21 protein-coding genes are annotated in these 18,134 nt (G+C 36.0%); 15 read left to right on the top strand and 6 right to left on the bottom strand.

All coding sequences use genetic code 11. The features are described from left to right. Window positions 1-22 precede the first annotated feature (22 nt). The 13 genes from IWC72_RS16970 to IWC72_RS16910 all read left to right on the top strand — a co-directional run bounded on the left by IWC72_RS16970 (window position 23) and on the right by IWC72_RS16910 (window position 11,062). Window positions 23-898 carry a sugar phosphate isomerase/epimerase family protein gene (locus tag IWC72_RS16970; RefSeq protein WP_226979615.1) on the top strand — a complete coding sequence of 292 codons (876 nt, stop codon included), beginning with the start codon at window positions 23-25 and terminating at the stop codon, window positions 896-898. A 9-nt stretch (window positions 899-907) separates the two neighbouring features. After that, on the top strand, window positions 908-2,110 hold the full coding sequence (locus tag IWC72_RS16965) for a PQQ-dependent sugar dehydrogenase (protein WP_194530602.1): 1,203 nt from the start codon (window positions 908-910) through the stop codon (window positions 2,108-2,110). Window positions 2,111-2,357: 247 nt separating this feature from the next. After that, window positions 2,358-3,251, top strand: coding sequence for a TIR domain-containing protein (locus tag IWC72_RS16960; protein ID WP_194530601.1), 894 nt, complete (start codon window positions 2,358-2,360; stop codon window positions 3,249-3,251). A 111-nt stretch (window positions 3,252-3,362) separates the two neighbouring features. Next, the gene (locus IWC72_RS16955; RefSeq protein WP_194530600.1) at window positions 3,363-4,352 is read left to right on the top strand and encodes a hypothetical protein; all 990 of its coding nucleotides are present in this window, start codon (window positions 3,363-3,365) and stop codon (window positions 4,350-4,352) included. A gap of 283 nt (window positions 4,353-4,635) precedes the next feature. Continuing rightward, window positions 4,636-5,172, top strand: a complete 537-nt coding sequence (locus tag IWC72_RS16950; protein ID WP_194530599.1) for a GNAT family N-acetyltransferase — start codon at window positions 4,636-4,638, stop codon at window positions 5,170-5,172. Window positions 5,173-5,342: 170 nt separating this feature from the next. Continuing rightward, window positions 5,343-5,879: a DUF4269 domain-containing protein gene (locus tag IWC72_RS16945; RefSeq protein WP_226979612.1), complete on the top strand. Its 537-nt coding sequence runs from the start codon at window positions 5,343-5,345 to the stop codon at window positions 5,877-5,879. A gap of 4 nt (window positions 5,880-5,883) precedes the next feature. Beyond that, window positions 5,884-6,684 carry an alpha/beta fold hydrolase gene (locus IWC72_RS16940; RefSeq protein ID WP_194530598.1) on the top strand — a complete coding sequence of 267 codons (801 nt, stop codon included), beginning with the start codon at window positions 5,884-5,886 and terminating at the stop codon, window positions 6,682-6,684. Between the two features lie 298 nt (window positions 6,685-6,982). Beyond that, window positions 6,983-7,708 carry a siderophore-interacting protein gene (locus tag IWC72_RS16935; protein ID WP_194530597.1) on the top strand — a complete coding sequence of 242 codons (726 nt, stop codon included), beginning with the start codon at window positions 6,983-6,985 and terminating at the stop codon, window positions 7,706-7,708. Between the two features lie 169 nt (window positions 7,709-7,877). Continuing rightward, window positions 7,878-8,648, top strand: coding sequence for a DUF4405 domain-containing protein (locus IWC72_RS16930; protein WP_194530596.1), 771 nt, complete (start codon window positions 7,878-7,880; stop codon window positions 8,646-8,648). A gap of 121 nt (window positions 8,649-8,769) precedes the next feature. After that, window positions 8,770-9,252 carry a MarR family transcriptional regulator gene (locus IWC72_RS16925; RefSeq protein WP_194530595.1) on the top strand — a complete coding sequence of 161 codons (483 nt, stop codon included), beginning with the start codon at window positions 8,770-8,772 and terminating at the stop codon, window positions 9,250-9,252. Beyond that, entirely contained in the window at window positions 9,249-9,494 is a 246-nt protein-coding gene (locus IWC72_RS16920; RefSeq protein WP_194530594.1) for a YgjV family protein, read from the top strand. Before IWC72_RS16925 ends, IWC72_RS16920 begins: the two co-directional genes overlap by 4 nt. An 87-nt stretch (window positions 9,495-9,581) precedes the next feature. Further along, window positions 9,582-10,118 carry a sigma-70 family RNA polymerase sigma factor gene (locus IWC72_RS16915; protein WP_194530593.1) on the top strand — a complete coding sequence of 179 codons (537 nt, stop codon included), beginning with the start codon at window positions 9,582-9,584 and terminating at the stop codon, window positions 10,116-10,118. A gap of 56 nt (window positions 10,119-10,174) precedes the next feature. Further along, the gene (locus IWC72_RS16910; protein ID WP_194530592.1) at window positions 10,175-11,062 is read left to right on the top strand and encodes a PhzF family phenazine biosynthesis protein; all 888 of its coding nucleotides are present in this window, start codon (window positions 10,175-10,177) and stop codon (window positions 11,060-11,062) included. A gap of 134 nt (window positions 11,063-11,196) precedes the next feature. Here the strand turns inward: IWC72_RS16910 and IWC72_RS16905 are convergent, their stop codons facing one another. Next, on the bottom strand, window positions 11,197-12,195 hold the full coding sequence (locus IWC72_RS16905) for a hypothetical protein (protein ID WP_226979610.1): 999 nt from the start codon (window positions 12,193-12,195) through the stop codon (window positions 11,197-11,199). A 314-nt stretch (window positions 12,196-12,509) separates the two neighbouring features. Between IWC72_RS16905 and IWC72_RS16900 the strand changes: the two genes are divergently transcribed. Next, a complete protein-coding gene (locus IWC72_RS16900; protein WP_194530591.1) occupies window positions 12,510-13,073 on the top strand; it encodes a Crp/Fnr family transcriptional regulator in 564 nt (187 codons plus the stop codon). 256 nt (window positions 13,074-13,329) lie between these two features. Then, window positions 13,330-13,719 carry a RidA family protein gene (locus IWC72_RS16895; protein ID WP_194527354.1) on the top strand — a complete coding sequence of 130 codons (390 nt, stop codon included), beginning with the start codon at window positions 13,330-13,332 and terminating at the stop codon, window positions 13,717-13,719. 101 nt (window positions 13,720-13,820) lie between these two features. On the opposite strand, the gene IWC72_RS16890 is transcribed toward IWC72_RS16895, so the two are convergent. Genes IWC72_RS16890 through IWC72_RS16870 form a run of 5 tightly spaced genes read right to left on the bottom strand, consistent with a single transcriptional unit; the run spans window position 13,821 to window position 17,964 of the window. Beyond that, window positions 13,821-14,498: a type 1 glutamine amidotransferase domain-containing protein gene (locus IWC72_RS16890; protein ID WP_194530590.1), complete on the bottom strand. Its 678-nt coding sequence runs from the start codon at window positions 14,496-14,498 to the stop codon at window positions 13,821-13,823. Window positions 14,499-14,521: 23 nt separating this feature from the next. Then, window positions 14,522-15,682 carry an iron-containing alcohol dehydrogenase gene (locus tag IWC72_RS16885; RefSeq protein WP_194530589.1) on the bottom strand — a complete coding sequence of 387 codons (1,161 nt, stop codon included), beginning with the start codon at window positions 15,680-15,682 and terminating at the stop codon, window positions 14,522-14,524. A gap of 27 nt (window positions 15,683-15,709) precedes the next feature. Beyond that, the gene (locus IWC72_RS16880; protein ID WP_194530588.1) at window positions 15,710-16,705 is read right to left on the bottom strand and encodes an NADP-dependent oxidoreductase; all 996 of its coding nucleotides are present in this window, start codon (window positions 16,703-16,705) and stop codon (window positions 15,710-15,712) included. Window positions 16,706-16,724: 19 nt separating this feature from the next. After that, window positions 16,725-17,357 carry a nitroreductase family protein gene (locus IWC72_RS16875; RefSeq protein WP_155600826.1) on the bottom strand — a complete coding sequence of 211 codons (633 nt, stop codon included), beginning with the start codon at window positions 17,355-17,357 and terminating at the stop codon, window positions 16,725-16,727. A gap of 28 nt (window positions 17,358-17,385) precedes the next feature. After that, window positions 17,386-17,964, bottom strand: coding sequence for a TetR/AcrR family transcriptional regulator (locus IWC72_RS16870; protein ID WP_194530587.1), 579 nt, complete (start codon window positions 17,962-17,964; stop codon window positions 17,386-17,388). Window positions 17,965-18,134 lie beyond the last annotated feature (170 nt).

The raw sequence follows: 18,134 nt of genomic DNA, 5'->3' as shown, positions 1-18,134 counted from the left end.
AAATATGCTTAGAAGAAACTTTATGAAACAGAGTGGTTTGGCATCTGCCGCTACATTTTTACCGGTAACTGGTTTTACCATGAAAAACAAACCCAAATTTAAAATGGGGCTGCAATTATTTACCATTCGTGATGCCATGAAAGCAGACCCCTTGGGTAGCTTAAAAAAGGCAAAGGCTATGGGTTATGAAGACTTGGAAATTTATGGTTTTGACCCAGAGCAAATAGGGTATTACGGGTATGAGGCAAAAGAATTTAAGATGATATTAGATGACCTTAACCTCACAACTACCAGTGGCCATTATGACTTTTCGTCCTATTTTGATAAACCCGATGATGAACTCAAAAGGTATTTAAATTCCTGTATTCAAGGGGCTCACATTTTAAACAAGCCTTATATAACTTGGCCTTGGTTGGCTCCGGAATTTAGAACAATTGAAAATTTTAAAATTCTTTCGGAAAAACTGAATTGGATGTCGGAATATGTAAATGCCGCGGGATTAAAATTTGCGTACCATAACCACGATTTTGAATTTACGGACCACAATGGGCAAACCGGATATGATATTCTATTAAAGGAAACTAACCCACAATTGGTAAAGTTACAGATGGATATGTATTGGGTAATGCATTCCTCAAACAAGACACCACAGCAACTTATTACGGACAATCCGGGCCGCTTTGTCATGTGGCACATAAAGGATATGGATAAGGTAAGCCGTGATTATACGGAACTGGGTAACGGCTCTATAGATTATAAAGAAATGCTTTCGGGTATAGATACGGATGCATTAGAGTATTATTACATAGAACAAGGCAGTAATTTTGCGAAAAACTCCATGAAGAGTATCGCTGATAGCGCTAAATTTTTCAAAAAGAATTTGCAACAATATCTTTAAACCAATCTCATGAAAAACAACACAATTAAAACTTTAGTAATCGCTATGGCGGTTGTAGGTTTTACCGCCTGTAATGAAAAAAAGCAGAAAGTAGAGGAGAAGGAACCTATGGTAAACTATGATGAGCCAGTTTCTGAACTACCCGTTGACCGTTTGAACTTGCCCGCTGGTTTTAAAATAGAAGTATATGCAGATGGTATAGATGGCGCACGTTCTATGGCTATGGGAGACAACGGAACCTTGTTTGTAGGTACAAGAAATGAAAAACGCATTTACGCCGTCCAAGATCGGGATAAAGATTTTAAAGCGGATCATATAATTGAACTGGATTCTACCTTGGAATCTCCCAACGGAGTAGCATTTAGAAATGGGTCGTTGTATGTGGCAGATGTGAGCAAGCTCTTTAGATATGATAATATTGAGGAAAATCTAGACAGTCTTCCTGAGCCCAAATTGATTTATGAAGATTATCCTGAAAATTTTCACCATGGATGGAAATACATTGCTTTTGGACCGGATGATAAGCTGTACGTGCCCGTAGGCGCGCCTTGTAATATTTGCGATTCTACTTCCGTAGATGAGCGTTTTGCTTCTATTACCCGTATGGATCCGGACGGAAGCAATCGTGAAGTGTATGCCCGTGGGGTTAGAAATACCGTGGGTTTTACATGGCACCCAGAAACCAAGGAAATGTATTTTACGGATAACGGTAGGGATATGATGGGTGATGATATTCCCCCATGTGAGTTGAACCGTGTTACGGAAGCTGGCCAGCATTTTGGCTATCCGTTTTGTCATGGAGGTACAATTAAAGACCCTGAGTTTGGCGACCAACACCCTTGCTCGGATTTTGTTGCCCCTGTTCAGACCTTAGGCGCCCATGTTGCGCCGTTAGGGGTCAAGTTTTATACGGGCGATATGTTTCCTGAAAAGTACAAGCAGTATGCTTTTATAGCTGAACATGGCTCTTGGAACCGCTCCAAAAAATCTGGATACAGAATTTCTTTGGTAAAGTTTGAGAACAATGAGGCTGTAGCCTATGAAACCCTTATTGATGGCTGGTTGGATGACGAAACCCAAGAGCAATTTGGTAGGCCTGTAGATTTATTATTTCTAAAAGATGGTTCATTATTAATTTCCGATGATTTTGGGGATGCTATTTATAGGCTGAGTTATGATGATGGAAGTAGTCAAGTGGCTAGTGTGGAGTAGGAAAGAGTATCTCCACTGTTTGTGTCAGTCAAATAATAAAATAAAATATAGTCAGATTTAGTTTAAAGAGCCTAATAAGGTCTAGTAAAACTCATAAAATCATAATTCTAAAAATGATAAAACGACATTTCACAATATTTTATTCATGGCAATCGGATACGAATAAGAAAGAGAATAATTACCTAATTAAAAAGTCAATTGAAAAGTCGATAAAGATTTTGAAAAAAAAATTGATTTAGAGTTATCCTTGGATAAGGATACACAAAAATTAGCAGGAAGTCCAAACATTGTTGACTCAATTTTTAAAAAAATTAAAAACTCTGATATATTTATTTGCGATGTAACAATCATAAATAATAATTTAATTTCAAAAATTTTTAATAATAAAAAAACACCTAACCCTAACGTACTTATTGAATTAGGTTATGCAATTAATCATCTAGGCTGGGAGAGAATAATTTGTGTAATTAATAATTCTATTTGTAAAATAGAAGATTTGCCATTTGATATAAAGCAGAACAGAATATCTCAATATTCCCCAAAAGAGAAGAAGAATCTAGAAAATTTAATGAATGGTGCAATAAATCGAATTATAGATAATTATGACGATATATTGAATAGGGCAAATGTCGATGATTCCAATAATATTGATAGGAAAAATTTTAATCAATTTATTAGGATTCTTAGTGATGACGCTCTGAAAAGCAGTTTAAATTTTGCAACATCAAATTTGCGAACATCAAATTTTTATTATGCTATTTGGGATGAAACAATAAAATATTTGGACAAATCACAAAATAGTTTTCTCAACGTTTCTATTCGAGTAAAAGCCTTAACCTTTAAAAATGCCTTAAGTCATTTTGTTGGATTGTGCTGTAAATTTTTCATTCCCGAGGTCTATGGTGGAGAAGAACAGATTAGTGATTATGAAAATTCTGGAATAGAAATAACAAAAGAGATAATTAATCAAGTGAACAGGTCACAAAGGTACTTGTTTCCAAAAAGTCCGAGCAATAACAATTGGGAGGAATATCATAAGAACCTTAGAAAAGTACAAATGGAACTTAATAAGTCGAGCGAATTGGTGGAAGAAGCTTACAAAGAATTTATAATTGAGGTTAAAAAAGAATTACTAATCTAAGGTTAAAACGACCTCGCTAGTACGAACGTCACGCTCGTAGAAGTAACAAAACAAAAACATAATAAATCAATTTCCTTTTTCTACCAAACTAGAATCTTTCCAAAAGTAAAAATGATGAAGTTAGGTCTTAAATCAATAATCATAATCCTTGCCATTTGGACGATCATGCCCACATACGCACAAGATATTATTGAAGCGTATAGCAAGGTGAAAAACGACAGTTTACGAATAGGTAAGTTAGACACTGACTTTTTAAAATTTACAGAAGAAGGGTATACGTTGGCTTTACCGGATAACGGAAAAGTAAATGGAGTCCTTATCTTTTTTGAAGACGCTAAATTTGACAACAAAAACAACAGCGCAAAACAAATCTATTCCCAGTCAAATGAAGCGGGGTATGGAGTTTTGTCCGTCTCAACAGAAATACCGTTGGACTTCTTTTTCTCGAATACTTCAATTCTGGACGCACACAAAACTATAGGAAAAGCGTTTAAGGAAAATAAGCTTCCCAATAAAAATGTATTCTTAATGGGTGTAGGTTTATCGGGTCATTGTGTATTAAAATATGTTGAATTTGTAAAGAAAACCAATCCTAGTTTTATATTAGACATTTCTGGATTAGTAGTTTGTGATGCTCCATTAGATTGGGTTAGGCAGTACAATGAAGGTAAAAGAGATAGAAGAATAAACTTTGATGAAGGAGCGGTTTGGGAAGGCACTTTTTCCAATTTTATATTAGAAAAAAACCTCAATGGCACTCCATCAACACATCTTGAAAACTACCTCGAGTTTTCAACCTATAGCTATTCTGATAAAACCAACAGGCATATTCAATATTTCAAAGAGTATCCGGTAAGAGCATATATGGAAGTCGCCATAGAATATTGGTTGGAGAAGAAGAGAAAAACCACAATAGACAATAACGGTCCAGATATGGTTGGTCTTATTGCGCAGTTAAAATTGGCTGGAAATGAAAATTCCGATTTGGTCATCTTTTATCCCCAAGACAGTAAAACAGAGAAAAAAAATACTGCCGCAACCTGGGTAACTGTTGATAAAGATGAACTTATTGATTGGGTGAAAATGCAATCTTTCAATTGAAAAATGTAGAACTAAATTATCCCCGCTAGTGCGAGCGTCACGCTCGTACCCATAACTAAAAGGGCAAAATATCATAAAAGCATGAGGACAATTCGGCACAAACAAGATGCCTACGCTAGCATAAAGATGTAATCTAAGAGTTTGTATATTAGTTATTTAGTGTATACTCTTTAAGGAAAAGAGTTTCAAATCTATTACAGCTATTGCAGGCATCATTCTCGCAACTGATTACTACACTATAAAAGCGTATTTTAGTTTAGCAACCTAGAACAGGACTATTCAAATGCATAAGTTAACAACAGACCTATATTTAGAACCTATTACGATAGGTGAATATCAACAGCTATATGATTTAATGTGTACTATATATCCGCCTGCTTATTCACATTTGTGGCCGGATAAGGGTGCTTCGTATATAAACAGTTTATACGCTAAAGAGAATTTAGAGAAGGAGCTTGGTCAACCAAATTCCGAATACTTTTTCATAACCTATAAAAATGAAAAAACGGGAATTTTAAAAGTACTTCTAAATGAATCTTTGCCTCCTGCCCATACAGTTAACGGAACCAAACTACAACGTATTTATTTAGACCAGTCACTGCAAGGAAAAGGTATTGGTAAAGCCCTTATTCTTTGGATTGAGAAGGAATACAGAACTACGAAAAAATCAACCTTATGGCTAGAAGTGATGGATACGCAAGATCAAGCACTTCGGTTTTATGAGAAATTGGGTTTTAAAAAGGTGAATAGTTTTAGTTTTGATTCGGACTTTATGCATGAAGCTATGAAAGGTATGTACCGAATGGCTAAAGAGATTTGATGTGAGCTGTAGATTATTAAAACTATCAATAGTTAAAAGGCGAAAAGTAAAAGAAATATGCTATAAATCAACTTTAGATGGGAATGCAGTCTTGGTTTCCGAAAGGCAATCTTATTTTATAGTGTTCAACTCTAAATTGACTATTTTCGGGAATATAAAGAGAAGCAGAATTGATTATCGATTTTAAAAATATAGTTTACCTAAAACAGGGTAACGAGCGGCAACAATTGGCATATGCTGCAATCGTAAAACATCAGGTTTTAGAAAAACTTGGAGATTACAATCCTATTTTAACGGGTACGATTCCTATTGAAATAGATCTGCCGGAGAGTGATTTAGATATCATTTGCCATTGCAAAGACCATAAGCGGTTTGGTGGCTTTTTAGTGAAGCAGTTCGGCAATGAAACAGATTTCAAATTAGCTACTACAATCCAAAACGGAATTGAGGCTACGGTAGCAACGTTTAGCGCTGATAAATTTGAGTTTGAAATTTTTGGTCAAAACCTACCAACGGAAAAACAAAATGCCTACCGGCATATGATAATTGAGCATAGACTTATACTCAAAAAAGGAAACGATTTTAAGCAGGCCATTATAGAACTAAAATCAAAAGGCCTAAAAACGGAACCCGCTTTTGCCAAACTCTTGGGAATTAAAGGAAATCCGTATGTAGAGTTGCTAAAACGGGAAGATAATTTAAACTAGAAATATGAATCAAAGCAGAGCCTTCATCTTAATTTTAATCACTTGTTTTCTTTCATTTTCTGTATTTGCGCAGGATACAATTTTTACGGGTTATACGGTAAAGGAATTCTCGTTTAAAGGACATGATGCCAAAATTGTATTTCCAAACCAAGCACACGCCAACCACTATTGGATTTGGCGGGCAAGATTCTGGGGGCATGAGCCACAGTTAGATAAAGTGTTGTTAAACAAAGGTTTTCATGTGGTTCATGTGGACGTTGCCAACTTATTCGGAAATAATGAAGCAGTAGAATTGTGGAACGACTTTTATGAATTTTGTGTTTCCACGTACGGTTTAAACCAAAAAACGGTTTTAGAGGGAATGAGTCGCGGTGGATTGATCGTTTACAACTGGGCCTCGAAAAACACGGATAAAGTTTTTAGCATTTATGCGGATGCTCCCGTTTGCGATATTAAAAGTTGGCCAGGAGGAATGTTTAGCGGAGAGGGTAGCGCCAAGGCTTGGGAACTTTGTTTGGCTGCTTATCAACTAGATAGTGTTTCAGTTAAAGAATTTAAAGACATTCCCATTCAAACAAGTGTAAAAGTCGCAAAAGCAGGTATTCCTGTAATTCATGTGTATGGAGATGTAGATGTGGTCGTTCCTTATGATGAAAATACGGCACTGCTCAAAGAAAATTTTGAAAATGCCGGAGGCACCATAGAACTTATCAAAAAAGAAGGGGTTGGTCACCATCCGCATAGTTTGGAGAATCCTTCTCCAATAGCAGATTTCATTTTAGAAAGCGTAGGATACCATAAGTAGCTAATAGAATCTGTAGCTTCAGCTTTCAATCTCAAAAAAAAGAAGTAAATAAAATGGGTGTCCGGTTAAACTTTAAACAAAAATAAACGTCCAATAAGAGATTAGGTTTCGACTTTTTCTACACCTCTTACCTTAAATGATAAAGGGTTCTTGATTTTACTTTATATCGGTAGGAACCCAGAATATAAAATTGAACGTAGGTGTTTTTTTTTTTTTTTTTGTAATACAGTATTGATAATCAGTATATTGGTGTAGGTGTAGTCGATTTTATCTATCAACCTAAAAATAAAAGAATAGAATGGGATTAGTGGAAACCCTTATTAAAAAGGTACTTGAAAAAGGAACGATTGTAGAGAAGACCCAGCTATCGGAATCTGTTTTTAAAATTAGGATACGGAGTGAGCATATAAAAAATGTGGATTTTGTTCCAGGATATTTTATCCGATTAGGAGTAGGTATCGGTAAGGATGAAATTGGACTTAAAGACAAAGTAAGAAGTTATAGTATTTGGGATGTAGACCACGAAAATAAAACCATAGAATTGGCCGTAGCAACGCATAGCAAAGGGATAGGAGCTGAGTGGGCCGAAAATTGCCAAGTAGGCGATGAAGTATATTTTAAATGGAAAAAAGGAAACTTCCTTCTGGACGATACAGCGGACAGTTACCTCATGATCGGTGATTTATCGGCATTGTCCCACCTCTATATGATTAACCGTCATTTACCCGATGCGAAGCAGGTTGAGAGTGTAATTTATACTTCAGACCTGAGTGAATTGTTTTCAGATGTAGATGGAACCGTCCCTTTCGATTTTTATGAAATGGACCAAAACCCAACAGCAGTTCTTAGTGAGGTGTTGCAAAAACTGCTCCCTAATATGTCCGGTAAAAAGATGGTATATATTGCGGGAGACAGTAGGGTTTGTGTGGCTTTGAACAAATATTTTAGAAAGGAACTGAACTGGAATACCAAACAAATTAAAACAAAACCTTTTTGGAATCCTGATAAAAAGGGGTTGGAATAGTTTTCTGTATTCAAGTTACGGTAGGGGTGTACTGATCATTATTATCTAAGCGAACCCCTGGTTACACATTTACCATCTGCGACCGTTTTTTGACCTTTATTCCAATGTTATTAAGGCACATCTTTGCAGGTTCGATCAAAAGCCTTAATAAAAACTAATCCATAAAAAAATGAGTGAAAATCCAGTAAAGAAGAAAACTTCTAAAGTAAGGGTATATGTAGATATTTTCTTTTTTGCCTTGATGATTCTTGTGTTAATTCCTCAAATTACGGGTGTACCTATTCATGAATGGGCAAGTTTTATCATTATTATGCCTTTCTTTTTGCATCTTATTATCAATTGGGAATGGATACGTGCAAATTCCAATAAATTTTTCAAGAAACAGCCTAATAAGACTCGTTTTGACAATGTTTTCAATTGGATTTTATATCTATTTATGGTGGTTGTTACCCTTTCCGGAATAGTAATATCGGAATCTGCCTTACCATTGGTGGGTATCCATTTTGAACCCGATGCATTTTGGTCTAAAATTCACGATGTGAGTGCTACATTATTTATGGCCTTACTAGGTGTACACATTGCCCTGCATTGGAAATGGATTGTTGGAGCCTTTAAGAAACTTAAGTTTAAAAGCGATATACACCATTTAACAGATGTCAAACGAATTCTAGGAACGAGTTCGCGCCAATTGATGTATATAATTGTATTCAGTATTTTTGTGTCTTTTGTGGTCTATATTTTAGATTATAGCGACTGGGCAGATAGCCTGCGAGTTACAAAAGAAGTGACGGAAAGAGCGCAAAATGAAACTTCTGATGGTCGTCCTAAAACTTGGATGAGATACGTGCTTCCCATGGTGAAGGTTACGGTTCTCATGACTATTCCAGCATTGATTACGGGAGGTATTCTTAGACTTAAGAAGAGAATAAAAAGGGCTTAGTTCTATATCTAAGACAATAGATTTATAAAGAACATTCTATTAAGACGTCGTTTTTTAGGTAATTTATGTAACCAGTTACGATATTATTTTTATATTTGAGTAACCAGTTACATATATGAGTATGGATGACTATTTATCAGAGATAGAATTTGCAGGATTAATAAGTAGAATTAAGCGATTGAGTGATGAAATCCTTTATAGCACAAGAGATTACTACAAAACGGTGGGTTTGGATATTGAGCCTAATTGGCATTTGATATTCTTATTGTTAGAGGAGTATGAGTCCATGACCATTACGGAAATAGCGCAAGAGTTGAGAATGTCACATCCCGCATGTGTCAAGATTATCAACAAAATGAAGAAAAAGGGATATGTAACCACTAGAACAGATGACCGCGATTTGAGAAGACAATTGCTAGAGCTGTCTGAAAAATCTAAAAAACAGCTACCTCTTTTCCATAAGCACTGGAACGCTGGAATGAAAACGACCGAAGAGCTGGTAGCCAACAGTCCGCATTTTATTAAAGAATTAAAAGAGATGGAAATTAAGATAAGTAAGAAAAGTTATAAGGAACGAACATTAAACAATTTAGATTTGAGATGAACCTACTTGCTGAAATATTGGGATATATTGCGATTGGTACGGGATTTTTTGCGGCAACCAAAAAAGAAATGGGGTCATTTAGGGTATGGCACCTGGTTTCCAGCTTTTTCTATATTATTTACGGACTATTCTTAAAATCCGGCCCATTAATTATTGCCGGTGTTGTATTCTGTATTATTCATGTGTATCATTTGTATAAGATGAAAGGCAATCAAATCAATAAGCCTCAGAAGACACAATAGGGAAGATGTGGTTAGATTTCTTATTTTTAGGTGAAATTGCAGGACTATTCATTTAAAAATCAATAGCCCTGTTCAAATCTTTTTAATTTGAAGTTAGATACACGAGCCATATGGATTGACCTAAATGAAGAACTGTATAAGTTTATTTTGGGTAAGGTTAAGGAAGAACAAACGGCTAAAGATATTCATCAGGAAGTTTTCTTAAAGATTGAAACTAAGATTTATCAACTAAAACATTCTTCAAAAATTACTTCTTGGGTGTATAAAATTACGCGGAATACTATTATTGACTACTTTCGCAAAGCGAAGAATCAAAACATAGCCATAGGTGATTTAGATATTCCTGAAACAGCACACGACAATTTTGAATATGCGAATTTATCCAACTGCATCAATTCAAAAATAGATAGTCTTTCCGCAGAACATAAAGAGGCAATTGTTTTAACCTCCTTTAAAAACTATTCTCAAAAAGAACTCGCTCAACATTTAAAAATCTCTTATTCGGGAACAAAATCAAGAGTTCAAAAAGCCAGGGAAATTCTTAAGGATAATATTATAGATTGTCCCAATGTTGAGTCGGATAAGTCTGGAAAATTAATTGATTTTGAAAATAATCAAGATTAGCTACGTCTTTTTCTATTTCATACCGTCTATAAGTTGTAACCCAATACATAGATACAATGAACACTTCAAAAAAGAAAGTAACAGTACAGATTCTTAATGCCTTTGCCGAAAACGGAAAAGGAGGAAACCCAGCAGGAGTAGTGCTCAATGCAGATGAACTTACTACAAAAAACAAATTAGAAATAGCTAGAAAAGTAGGTTTGTCTGAAACCGCATTCGTCTCAAAATCCAAGACAGAAGATTTTAAGTTGGACTTCTTTACTCCTAGCAAGCAAATAGCTCATTGTGGCCACGCCACCGTTGCTACGTTTTCATATTTAAAACAAATTGGTGCGCTAAAGAACAATAGTTCTTCCAAAGAAACCATTGATGGAAGCCGGAAAATTCAGATGATAGGAGACTTGGCTTTTATGGAACAATTGGCTCCAAAATATGCAGATGTAAGTCATAAAGAAAGTGCTATTCTAAAATCCTTAGGGTTAAACAAAGTAGACCTTTTAGCTAATGCCCCAATCCAATTAGTGAACACGGGAAACTCATTTATACTAATTCCGGTAAAGAGCAAAGAGATACTAAAAAGCATAGTTCCAGATTTAAACCTAATAACTGAAGTCAGTAAGGAATTTGATTTGATAGGTTATTATGTATTTTCCACTGACATGGAAAGTACAGCCTATGATGCTACTTCAAGAATGTTCGCACCCAGTTATGGAATTGAAGAAGAAGCAGGAACTGGAATGGCTGCGGGACCGCTTGCCAGTTATATGTTTGACGTTTTAAAAAATAAACAGAACAGTTTTAAAATTCAACAGGGGAAATATATGAAAATACCTTCGCCCAGCTTAATTCTCGTAAATCTACAAATTGAAAAAGACGAGATAATGGGCTTGATGGCTGGTGGAGTAGGGTTGCTTCAAAATGAAATAGAGATTGATATTTTATAACTAAATCACCTGACATTTCTAGTGTAGGGTGGTTTAATTGTAAACATTCCAGAGTCTTACTCGATAATCGAGATTAAATGCTCCGAGGCTTGTCTCGAAATCAAAATGTATTCCTTTTAATGCCCCGAGGTAGTTTACTTCGTTGTTATTTCGCCCATTTGGATGACTTCAAAATTGTTTAGGGTAACATTTTTTAATGCTCTAAGGTCATCATTATTCCAGTTGTCATCTGGTGCACCTGATATGAACATGTTTGACCCAACATCTGCTAGTATCAACCCATATTTTTTCATGGCTTGAAGAATTATTTTATTCGTTTCAGAAAAATTACTGGTGTCAAATGTTGACTTAAGTCTTAAAACAGCTCCAAAAGGTAATAATTGGTCACCTTTATCACCAGAAACCAAATGACGTGCAGGATGTATATACCCCTCGTAAATTTTAGACCTAGGTATCGTAAAACGAATGGGGTGGTCTATTTCTCCTTTTTCTATTTCACTATACCTAACCAGTAATGGAAAAATTGGTAATCCTGCCGCATCTGCCGATGTCCATCCATCTGGCCTAAACGTAGTTGCATTTAAATCAAATACAGCTGCACTAGATACTTCAAAACCACTGCCAACTTGTTTTGAATTGAATAGTTCATACAACATACCATTTTCTACATCTACAGAAATAACATGACTATCACCTTTTCCATTACCTTCTATTGGCGCGTCTAAGGGAATAGGAAAAGGTCCCTTGTCACTTTCTGAAGGATACCCGTTTTCACTAAAAGTAATAGGCATATTTTCTTGGCTACCATCAACTACAACATAAGGTATACCAATGGGAGCATCATTATATAACCCACTACCAAAGTCAGTAAAAAGCCCAGAATTTAAACCTATATTTTCTAGTATTAAATTGGAATTAGAATCTATAGGGCTATTGGTAATCTCTTTATTTAATGGATGATTTGATGGAAAAATCTGAATATTTTCTGCACTAGACAGCTCAATTGATTCACTAGATTGTTCATTTAATTCACTATCATCAGCTAGAATAGTATCTGACTCCGAAGAACAAGAAGTAGTAAGTATTACTATTGGTACAATAAAAAGACGTTTTAGGTTAAGTATATTTTTCATGATTATAATTTTTGTTTGGTACCGTTGATGGAGTATTATATGTTAATAAGGCAATGAAGGATGTAAATGCGATTTTACCAGCTAAAAGTCTTTCTCCTTGAATATCACTGGTGATAACGTTAATTGAAAACTCTTTTCCTTAATCATTATTGTTATGTGATTCAAAAAAATAGAGTAAGCAAAATGTATTTATCCAGTATTGAATAGAACTTCTGGAGACCTCATATTTTTTGTCGGTCTTATTTACAGAAATCTGTTTATAAAAGTTCGTAAATTTTCAGTCCAAAAAAAAGCATAGCACAAAAAATCATTATATGAGTAATCAGCTTAGAAAACATATTGAGGAAGTAGTTGCTTTAATTGATGATGAATACTCCTTTGTCCTGTCTCATTTCTCAAAAGAAGCTTATGGTAAGAATGATTTTCTGATTCAAAAAGGAGAATCTGTAAACCATTGCTACTATGTTATTTCCGGACTTTTAAAATTGGTTTATGATGATGCAGATGGAAAGGAGCACATAGCTTCCTTTGCTATGGAAAATTGGTGGGAGAGTGATTTTGCCGCTTTTTTTACCCAAACAAAGGCTCAGATGTCATTGCGATGTATTGAGGAAACTCATGTGCTAAGCATTAGTTTGAATAATTATAACAAACTGGCCGCCGACTGCCCTAAAATGGAATATTTCTTTTTGAAGAAATCCAATGCAGGTCATATAGCTTCCCAGAGAAGAATTTTATCTTTTTTAACTTCAAGTGCTAAGGAAAGGTATGAACAACTGTTGGAACAATATCCAATACTATTTCAACGAGTTCCTAAAATACTTTTGGCTTCGTACTTGGGCGTATCCCGGGAAACACTCAGTAGGCTATCCCATTAAATATGTTACTCGATAATTGAGATTAAATGCTCCGAGGTTTGCCTCGAAATCAAGGTGCATTCTTTTTAATGCCTCGCGAGTTTGCCCCGAGGTAGTTTACTATTTTCACAATTGTGATGTTTGTCACACCATAGTGAATACCAAAATTCAAACCTTTGTAATACACCTAATAGTTGGATTTGTGACTTATAAAAGAGGAATTTTAGTAATCGCGTTAGTGACCGTTACGTCGGTATCCGCACAACATCAAAATCAAATGAAAAAAAGAATAGTTAACCCATGGAAATGGCAAAACGAAAGGAGTTATGTACAAGCTGTTGAAGTGACCAATACACAAGGAACACTTTATATATCTGGCCAGACCGCAATTGATGCAGATGGAAAATCTAGTACGGAGGATATGAAGCCGCAATTGATAAAGGCAATTGAAAACCTTGAAAGGGTAATAAAAGATGCCGGGTATGAATGTAAAAACATAGTAAGATTAAATGTTTATACCACATCTACAGAAGAATTTTTTAGCTGCTTTGATGTGTTTCAAAATTGGACAAAGAAGAATAACGTGCAACAAACCAGTACGGTCTTAGAAGTGAAAGGTCTTTTTGAAACTTTAAAAATTGAATTGGAGGCAACTGTAGTAAAATAGGGTTTCAATGGTCTTAAGTGATGTGCCGAGAATCAACCCAAAAACAAAAAAAGCTCACCGATATAACCGGTGAGCTTTTTGCAAATTTGGGGGAACTACAATTAGTTTAAGCTAGCCAAAAGTTTTTCGGCAACGAGCTCAGATGAAGCAGGGTTTTGTCCTGTTATTAGATTTCCATCTTGTAAAGCGTAGGCAGCCCAATCTTCACCTTTGGAGTAGATACCTCCATTTTCTTTTAATGCATTCTCAACCAAAAATGGAACTACATCTGTAAGTTGAACTGCATCTTCTTCTGTATTTGTGAATCCGGTTACTTTTTTACCTTTCACCAAGAATTCTCCATCTTGTCCTTTTACGCTTTTTAAAGCAGCAGGAGCGTGGCATACAAAAGCAATAGGTTTTTTCTGTTCGTTGAATTTTTCAATCAATGCTATAGAATTAGCATCGTTTGCCAAATCCCATAACGGACCGTGACCACCAGGATAGAAAACCGCATCAAAATCCTCAGCATTTATATCTGCCAATACTTTGGTGTTCTTGATTTTTTCCTGAGCAACGTCGTCTTTTTCAAAACGTTCCGTATCTGCAGTACTTGCATCTGGAGTGTTACTACTCGGATCAATTGGAGCGGCGCCACCTTTTGGAGTCGCTAAAGTAATATCAGCACCTTTGTCCAACAATGTATAATATGGATTTGCGAATTCTTCTACCCAAAATCCTGTTTTTTTACCTGTATCTCCCAATTTATCATGAGAGGTTAAAACGAATAATATTTTCATCTTTTTAAGTTTTTGAATTATTATTAATATGCCATTTTTACGATCTTCTCAGCATCCTGAGGCGTTAAAGCTTGGCGCTCGCCAAGACCTTTCCAACCACGATCGGTAAAACGTTGGGCAATTTTTTCAGCTGTACCTTCATAATCAGAGGTGTAATCAGATAATTTGGTATCGATACCTAACTCTTTAAAGAAAGCTTCCGTTCTTTCAATAGCAGCATACGCTTTATCATCAACACTTCCTTCGGTTACATTCCATACACGTTCTGCATATTGAGCCAATTTTTCTTTTTTAGCTTCAAAATTATACTTGTAATGACTTGGTGCCACTACTGCCAACGTTCTTGCGTGATCAATTCCGTACATAGCAGTAAGCTCATGGCCCATCATATGAATGGCCCAATCACCAGGAACACCTTGTTGAATAAGTCCGTTTAGGGCCATAGTACAGCTCCACATAAAGTTTGCTGCAGCTTCATAATCACTAGGGTCTTTTATAACTCTAGGAGCTACCTCAATTAGTGTCTGTAAAATGCTCTCAGCAAAACGGTCTTGTAAAAGTCCGCCTACGGGATACGTCATATATTGTTCAAGAACATGGGTAAAAGCATCTGTAATACCATTTACCAGTTGTCTTTCAGGAATAGATGTAATTACTTGCGGGTCAAGAACTGAAAATTGAGGGAATAGTGCAGGACCACCAAAAGCTAATTTCTCTTGGGTTTCTTTTCTGGAAATTACGGTTCCAGAGTTCATTTCAGAACCTGTAGCCGGTAATGTTAAAACCGTTCCAAAAGGCATTCCTTTGGTCATAGGCTCTCTCTTTTTTACAAAGTCCCATGGCTCATCACCTTCATAAACCGCAGCAGCCGATAAAAATTTAGTTCCGTCAATAACCGAACCACCACCAACAGCTAGTAGATAGGTAATATTCTCTTCCTTGATAACCTTTAGGGCATCCATAAGAACAGCATATTCCGGATTGGCAGGAATACCTCCAAACTCAACTACATCAGCTTTTGCTAAGGCAGATTTTACTTGGTCATAAACACCGTTCTTTTTGATACTTCCACCACCGTAAAGCAGTAATACTTTAGCGTCAGAAGGTATTTCTTCTGTTATTTTCTTTATCGTATCTTTCCCAAATATAATTTTGGTAGGATTTTTAAATTGAAAATTGTTCATTGCTTTTTCTTTTTTTGTTTGCAGTCATTAAATCTTAACGACCATTTTTCCTTTATTTTTTCCATCGAATAAATCGATGAATGCCTGTGGAATGTTCTCAAAACCTTCTACAATAGTTTCGCTATAAGTCAACTTATCTTCAGCCAACCAAGTTGATAATTGTTTAAGTGCTTCGGGATATTTTTCTTGATAATTAAAAACGATAAACCCTTGCATTAGCGCACTGTTTTTAACCAGAAAGGGTTGCACGCTAACACTCTTGGGCAGTTCAGTATTGTTATATACCGAAATGGCACCACAGATAATCATTCTCGCAAAGTGATTGATATTGAATAATACCGCATCCGAGATAGGACCACCAACGTTATCAAAATAAACATCAACTCCGTTTGGAGCAGCTTTGGCAATTGCCGCAGTCATGTCTTCCGTAGTATTGTAATTAATGCCTTCATCAAAACCGAATTTTGATTTTAGTAACTCTACTTTTTCATCACTACCGGCAATACCAATAACATGAAGCCCCAATATTTTACCAATTTGGCCAACAACACTACCCACCGCGCCAGCAGCACCAGAAACTATTAAAGTTTCGCCTTTTTTAGGCTTACCAATCTCGGTAAGGCCTAAATAAGCGGTAAGACCGGTCATTCCCAAAACTCCTAAATATGTACTTAAAGGCGCTTTATTCTCATCAACTTTTGTAAGACCTTCACCATTGGAAATCTGTTGAGTACTCCAATCTAACATCCCGGCAAGGTAGTCTCCTTCTTTATGCTCAGTGTGCTTAGAAGCTATAACTTTTGCAACCATACCTGAATGAACAGGTTTGTTTAATTCAAAAGGAGGAGTGTAGGACTTAGCATCATTCATTTTTCCTCTTAAATAAGGATCTACAGAAACATATGCAGTCTCTAAAAGCAATTCTCCATCTTTAATTTCTAACGGCGAATCGTTCTCTATAAATTCAAAATCAGAGACTGATGGTCTTCCTTTAGGTCTATTCTTTAATAATATAGTTTTCATAGTAATTTTCTTTTTGTAATTAGTCCATTACGGTTACTAGGTCTTCAGTGCTTTTTCTCACTTTAACCAAATTTGCCAACCAATCCTCTTCTGTTTTTCTGTAGCCAATTGGCAACAATACACAGCTACGCAAACCTTTTGCTCTTAGGCCAAGAATTTCGTCTACTGCATCTGGATCAAAACCTTCCATTGGCGTAGAATCTACACCCTCAAAAGCGGCAGCGGTAAGGGCTTCGGCAAATGCTATGTATGCTTGTCTAGCGGCATGCTCAAAGTTTACTTGTGGGTCACGCTGTGGGTACATTCCCAATAATTGTTGTCTGTAGTTTTCCCAACCTTCATTTTTAAAACCACGAATTTCATTGGTCAGGTCAAACATTTTATTAATACGTTCTTCAGTATAGTTGTCCCAAGCCGCGAAAACTAATAAGTGAGAAGAATCTGTAACAACAGACTGGTTCCAAGCTACAGGCTTAATTTTTTCCTTTAATTCTTGATTGGTCACCACTATAATTTCAAAAGGCTGCAATCCGCTAGAAGTAGGGGCAAGGCGCGCAGCTTCTAAAATACGGTCCACTTTTTCCTGTGGTACGGTTTCGCCGTTCATTGCTTTAGTAGCGTATCTCCAATTTAATTTATCAAGTAATTCCATTTGTATATAATATTTAAAATAATTGTGTTTATATTTTTATACTGTTCCAAGCAGACTGGTAAGCTTCCTCTAGGTGATCTTCATTTAACTGAAAGCGCCCTCTTTTTTGTGTGATCATTAAAAAAGATAACGGGTTGATGGCGTAGGCGTATAATATATAATCCGATAGTGGCTTTATCTTACCTTCCTTTTTACCACGCTCCCACAAGTCCAACAAAGGCTGTAAATGCTTAATGCCTTCCTCTCTGCTTTGTTCGTCAATCATAGGTGTATTATCGCACTGTGCTAAAAACATAGCCTCTTCACATTCTTTAAGCTTAAAGTCTGCAATACGCTTCCATATAACTTCAAAACCTTCGGCGACTTCCATATTTGGATCGTAAGTAGCGAATGCATATTCCGTAAAAGATGCCTTCACTTCTATATATACTTTGTTCACCAAATCCTGTTTGTTCTCAAAATAGAGATAAATAGTTGCAGGCGATACGTTAGCTATCTTAGCTATTTTCGACATAGGAGCTGCGTGAAAGCCACTGTTGTTTACCAACTCTATTGTGGCCTTAACCAATGCTCTTCTCTTAATTTGACTCTTTGTTAATTCTGCCATGATTTCTAATTCTGGTACAAAGGTATATATAAAAATGAACGTTCATTCTTTTTTAACAAAGGTTTAGTTTTTCAGTTGAATCAGGGTGGGAGTAACTATGGAATACTTTAGTAAATTTGTGTTCAAGTGCTACCGTGAAAGCAAGAAGTTTCTAAAAAAAATTTTACCTA

This window comes from Zobellia roscoffensis, from assembly GCF_015330165.1.
GTDB classification, from domain to species: domain Bacteria; phylum Bacteroidota; class Bacteroidia; order Flavobacteriales; family Flavobacteriaceae; genus Zobellia; species Zobellia roscoffensis.
The sequence above is the reverse complement of the archived record's forward strand: the minus strand, read 5'-3'. Positions and strand labels throughout refer to the sequence as shown.

Bases quoted from the DNA above. Each gene is read 5' to 3' on its own strand.
- IWC72_RS16970 (WP_226979615.1), top strand. From the start codon at position 23: ATGAAACAGAGTGGTTTGGCATCTGCCGCTACATTTTTACCGGTAACT.
- IWC72_RS16965 (WP_194530602.1), top strand. From the start codon at position 908: ATGAAAAACAACACAATTAAAACTTTAGTAATCGCTATGGCGGTTGTA.
- IWC72_RS16955 (WP_194530600.1), top strand. From the start codon at position 3,363: ATGATGAAGTTAGGTCTTAAATCAATAATCATAATCCTTGCCATTTGG.
- IWC72_RS16950 (WP_194530599.1), top strand. From the start codon at position 4,636: ATGCATAAGTTAACAACAGACCTATATTTAGAACCTATTACGATAGGT.
- IWC72_RS16940 (WP_194530598.1), top strand. From the start codon at position 5,884: ATGAATCAAAGCAGAGCCTTCATCTTAATTTTAATCACTTGTTTTCTT.
- IWC72_RS16935 (WP_194530597.1), top strand. From the start codon at position 6,983: ATGGGATTAGTGGAAACCCTTATTAAAAAGGTACTTGAAAAAGGAACG.
- IWC72_RS16930 (WP_194530596.1), top strand. From the start codon at position 7,878: ATGAGTGAAAATCCAGTAAAGAAGAAAACTTCTAAAGTAAGGGTATAT.
- IWC72_RS16925 (WP_194530595.1), top strand. From the start codon at position 8,770: ATGGATGACTATTTATCAGAGATAGAATTTGCAGGATTAATAAGTAGA.
- IWC72_RS16920 (WP_194530594.1), top strand. From the start codon at position 9,249: ATGAACCTACTTGCTGAAATATTGGGATATATTGCGATTGGTACGGGA.
- IWC72_RS16910 (WP_194530592.1), top strand. From the start codon at position 10,175: ATGAACACTTCAAAAAAGAAAGTAACAGTACAGATTCTTAATGCCTTT.
- IWC72_RS16905 (WP_226979610.1), bottom strand. From the start codon at position 12,195: ATGAAAAATATACTTAACCTAAAACGTCTTTTTATTGTACCAATAGTA.
- IWC72_RS16900 (WP_194530591.1), top strand. From the start codon at position 12,510: ATGAGTAATCAGCTTAGAAAACATATTGAGGAAGTAGTTGCTTTAATT.
- IWC72_RS16895 (WP_194527354.1), top strand. From the start codon at position 13,330: ATGAAAAAAAGAATAGTTAACCCATGGAAATGGCAAAACGAAAGGAGT.
- IWC72_RS16890 (WP_194530590.1), bottom strand. From the start codon at position 14,498: ATGAAAATATTATTCGTTTTAACCTCTCATGATAAATTGGGAGATACA.
- IWC72_RS16885 (WP_194530589.1), bottom strand. From the start codon at position 15,682: ATGAACAATTTTCAATTTAAAAATCCTACCAAAATTATATTTGGGAAA.
- IWC72_RS16880 (WP_194530588.1), bottom strand. From the start codon at position 16,705: ATGAAAACTATATTATTAAAGAATAGACCTAAAGGAAGACCATCAGTC.
- IWC72_RS16875 (WP_155600826.1), bottom strand. From the start codon at position 17,357: ATGGAATTACTTGATAAATTAAATTGGAGATACGCTACTAAAGCAATG.
- IWC72_RS16870 (WP_194530587.1), bottom strand. From the start codon at position 17,964: ATGGCAGAATTAACAAAGAGTCAAATTAAGAGAAGAGCATTGGTTAAG.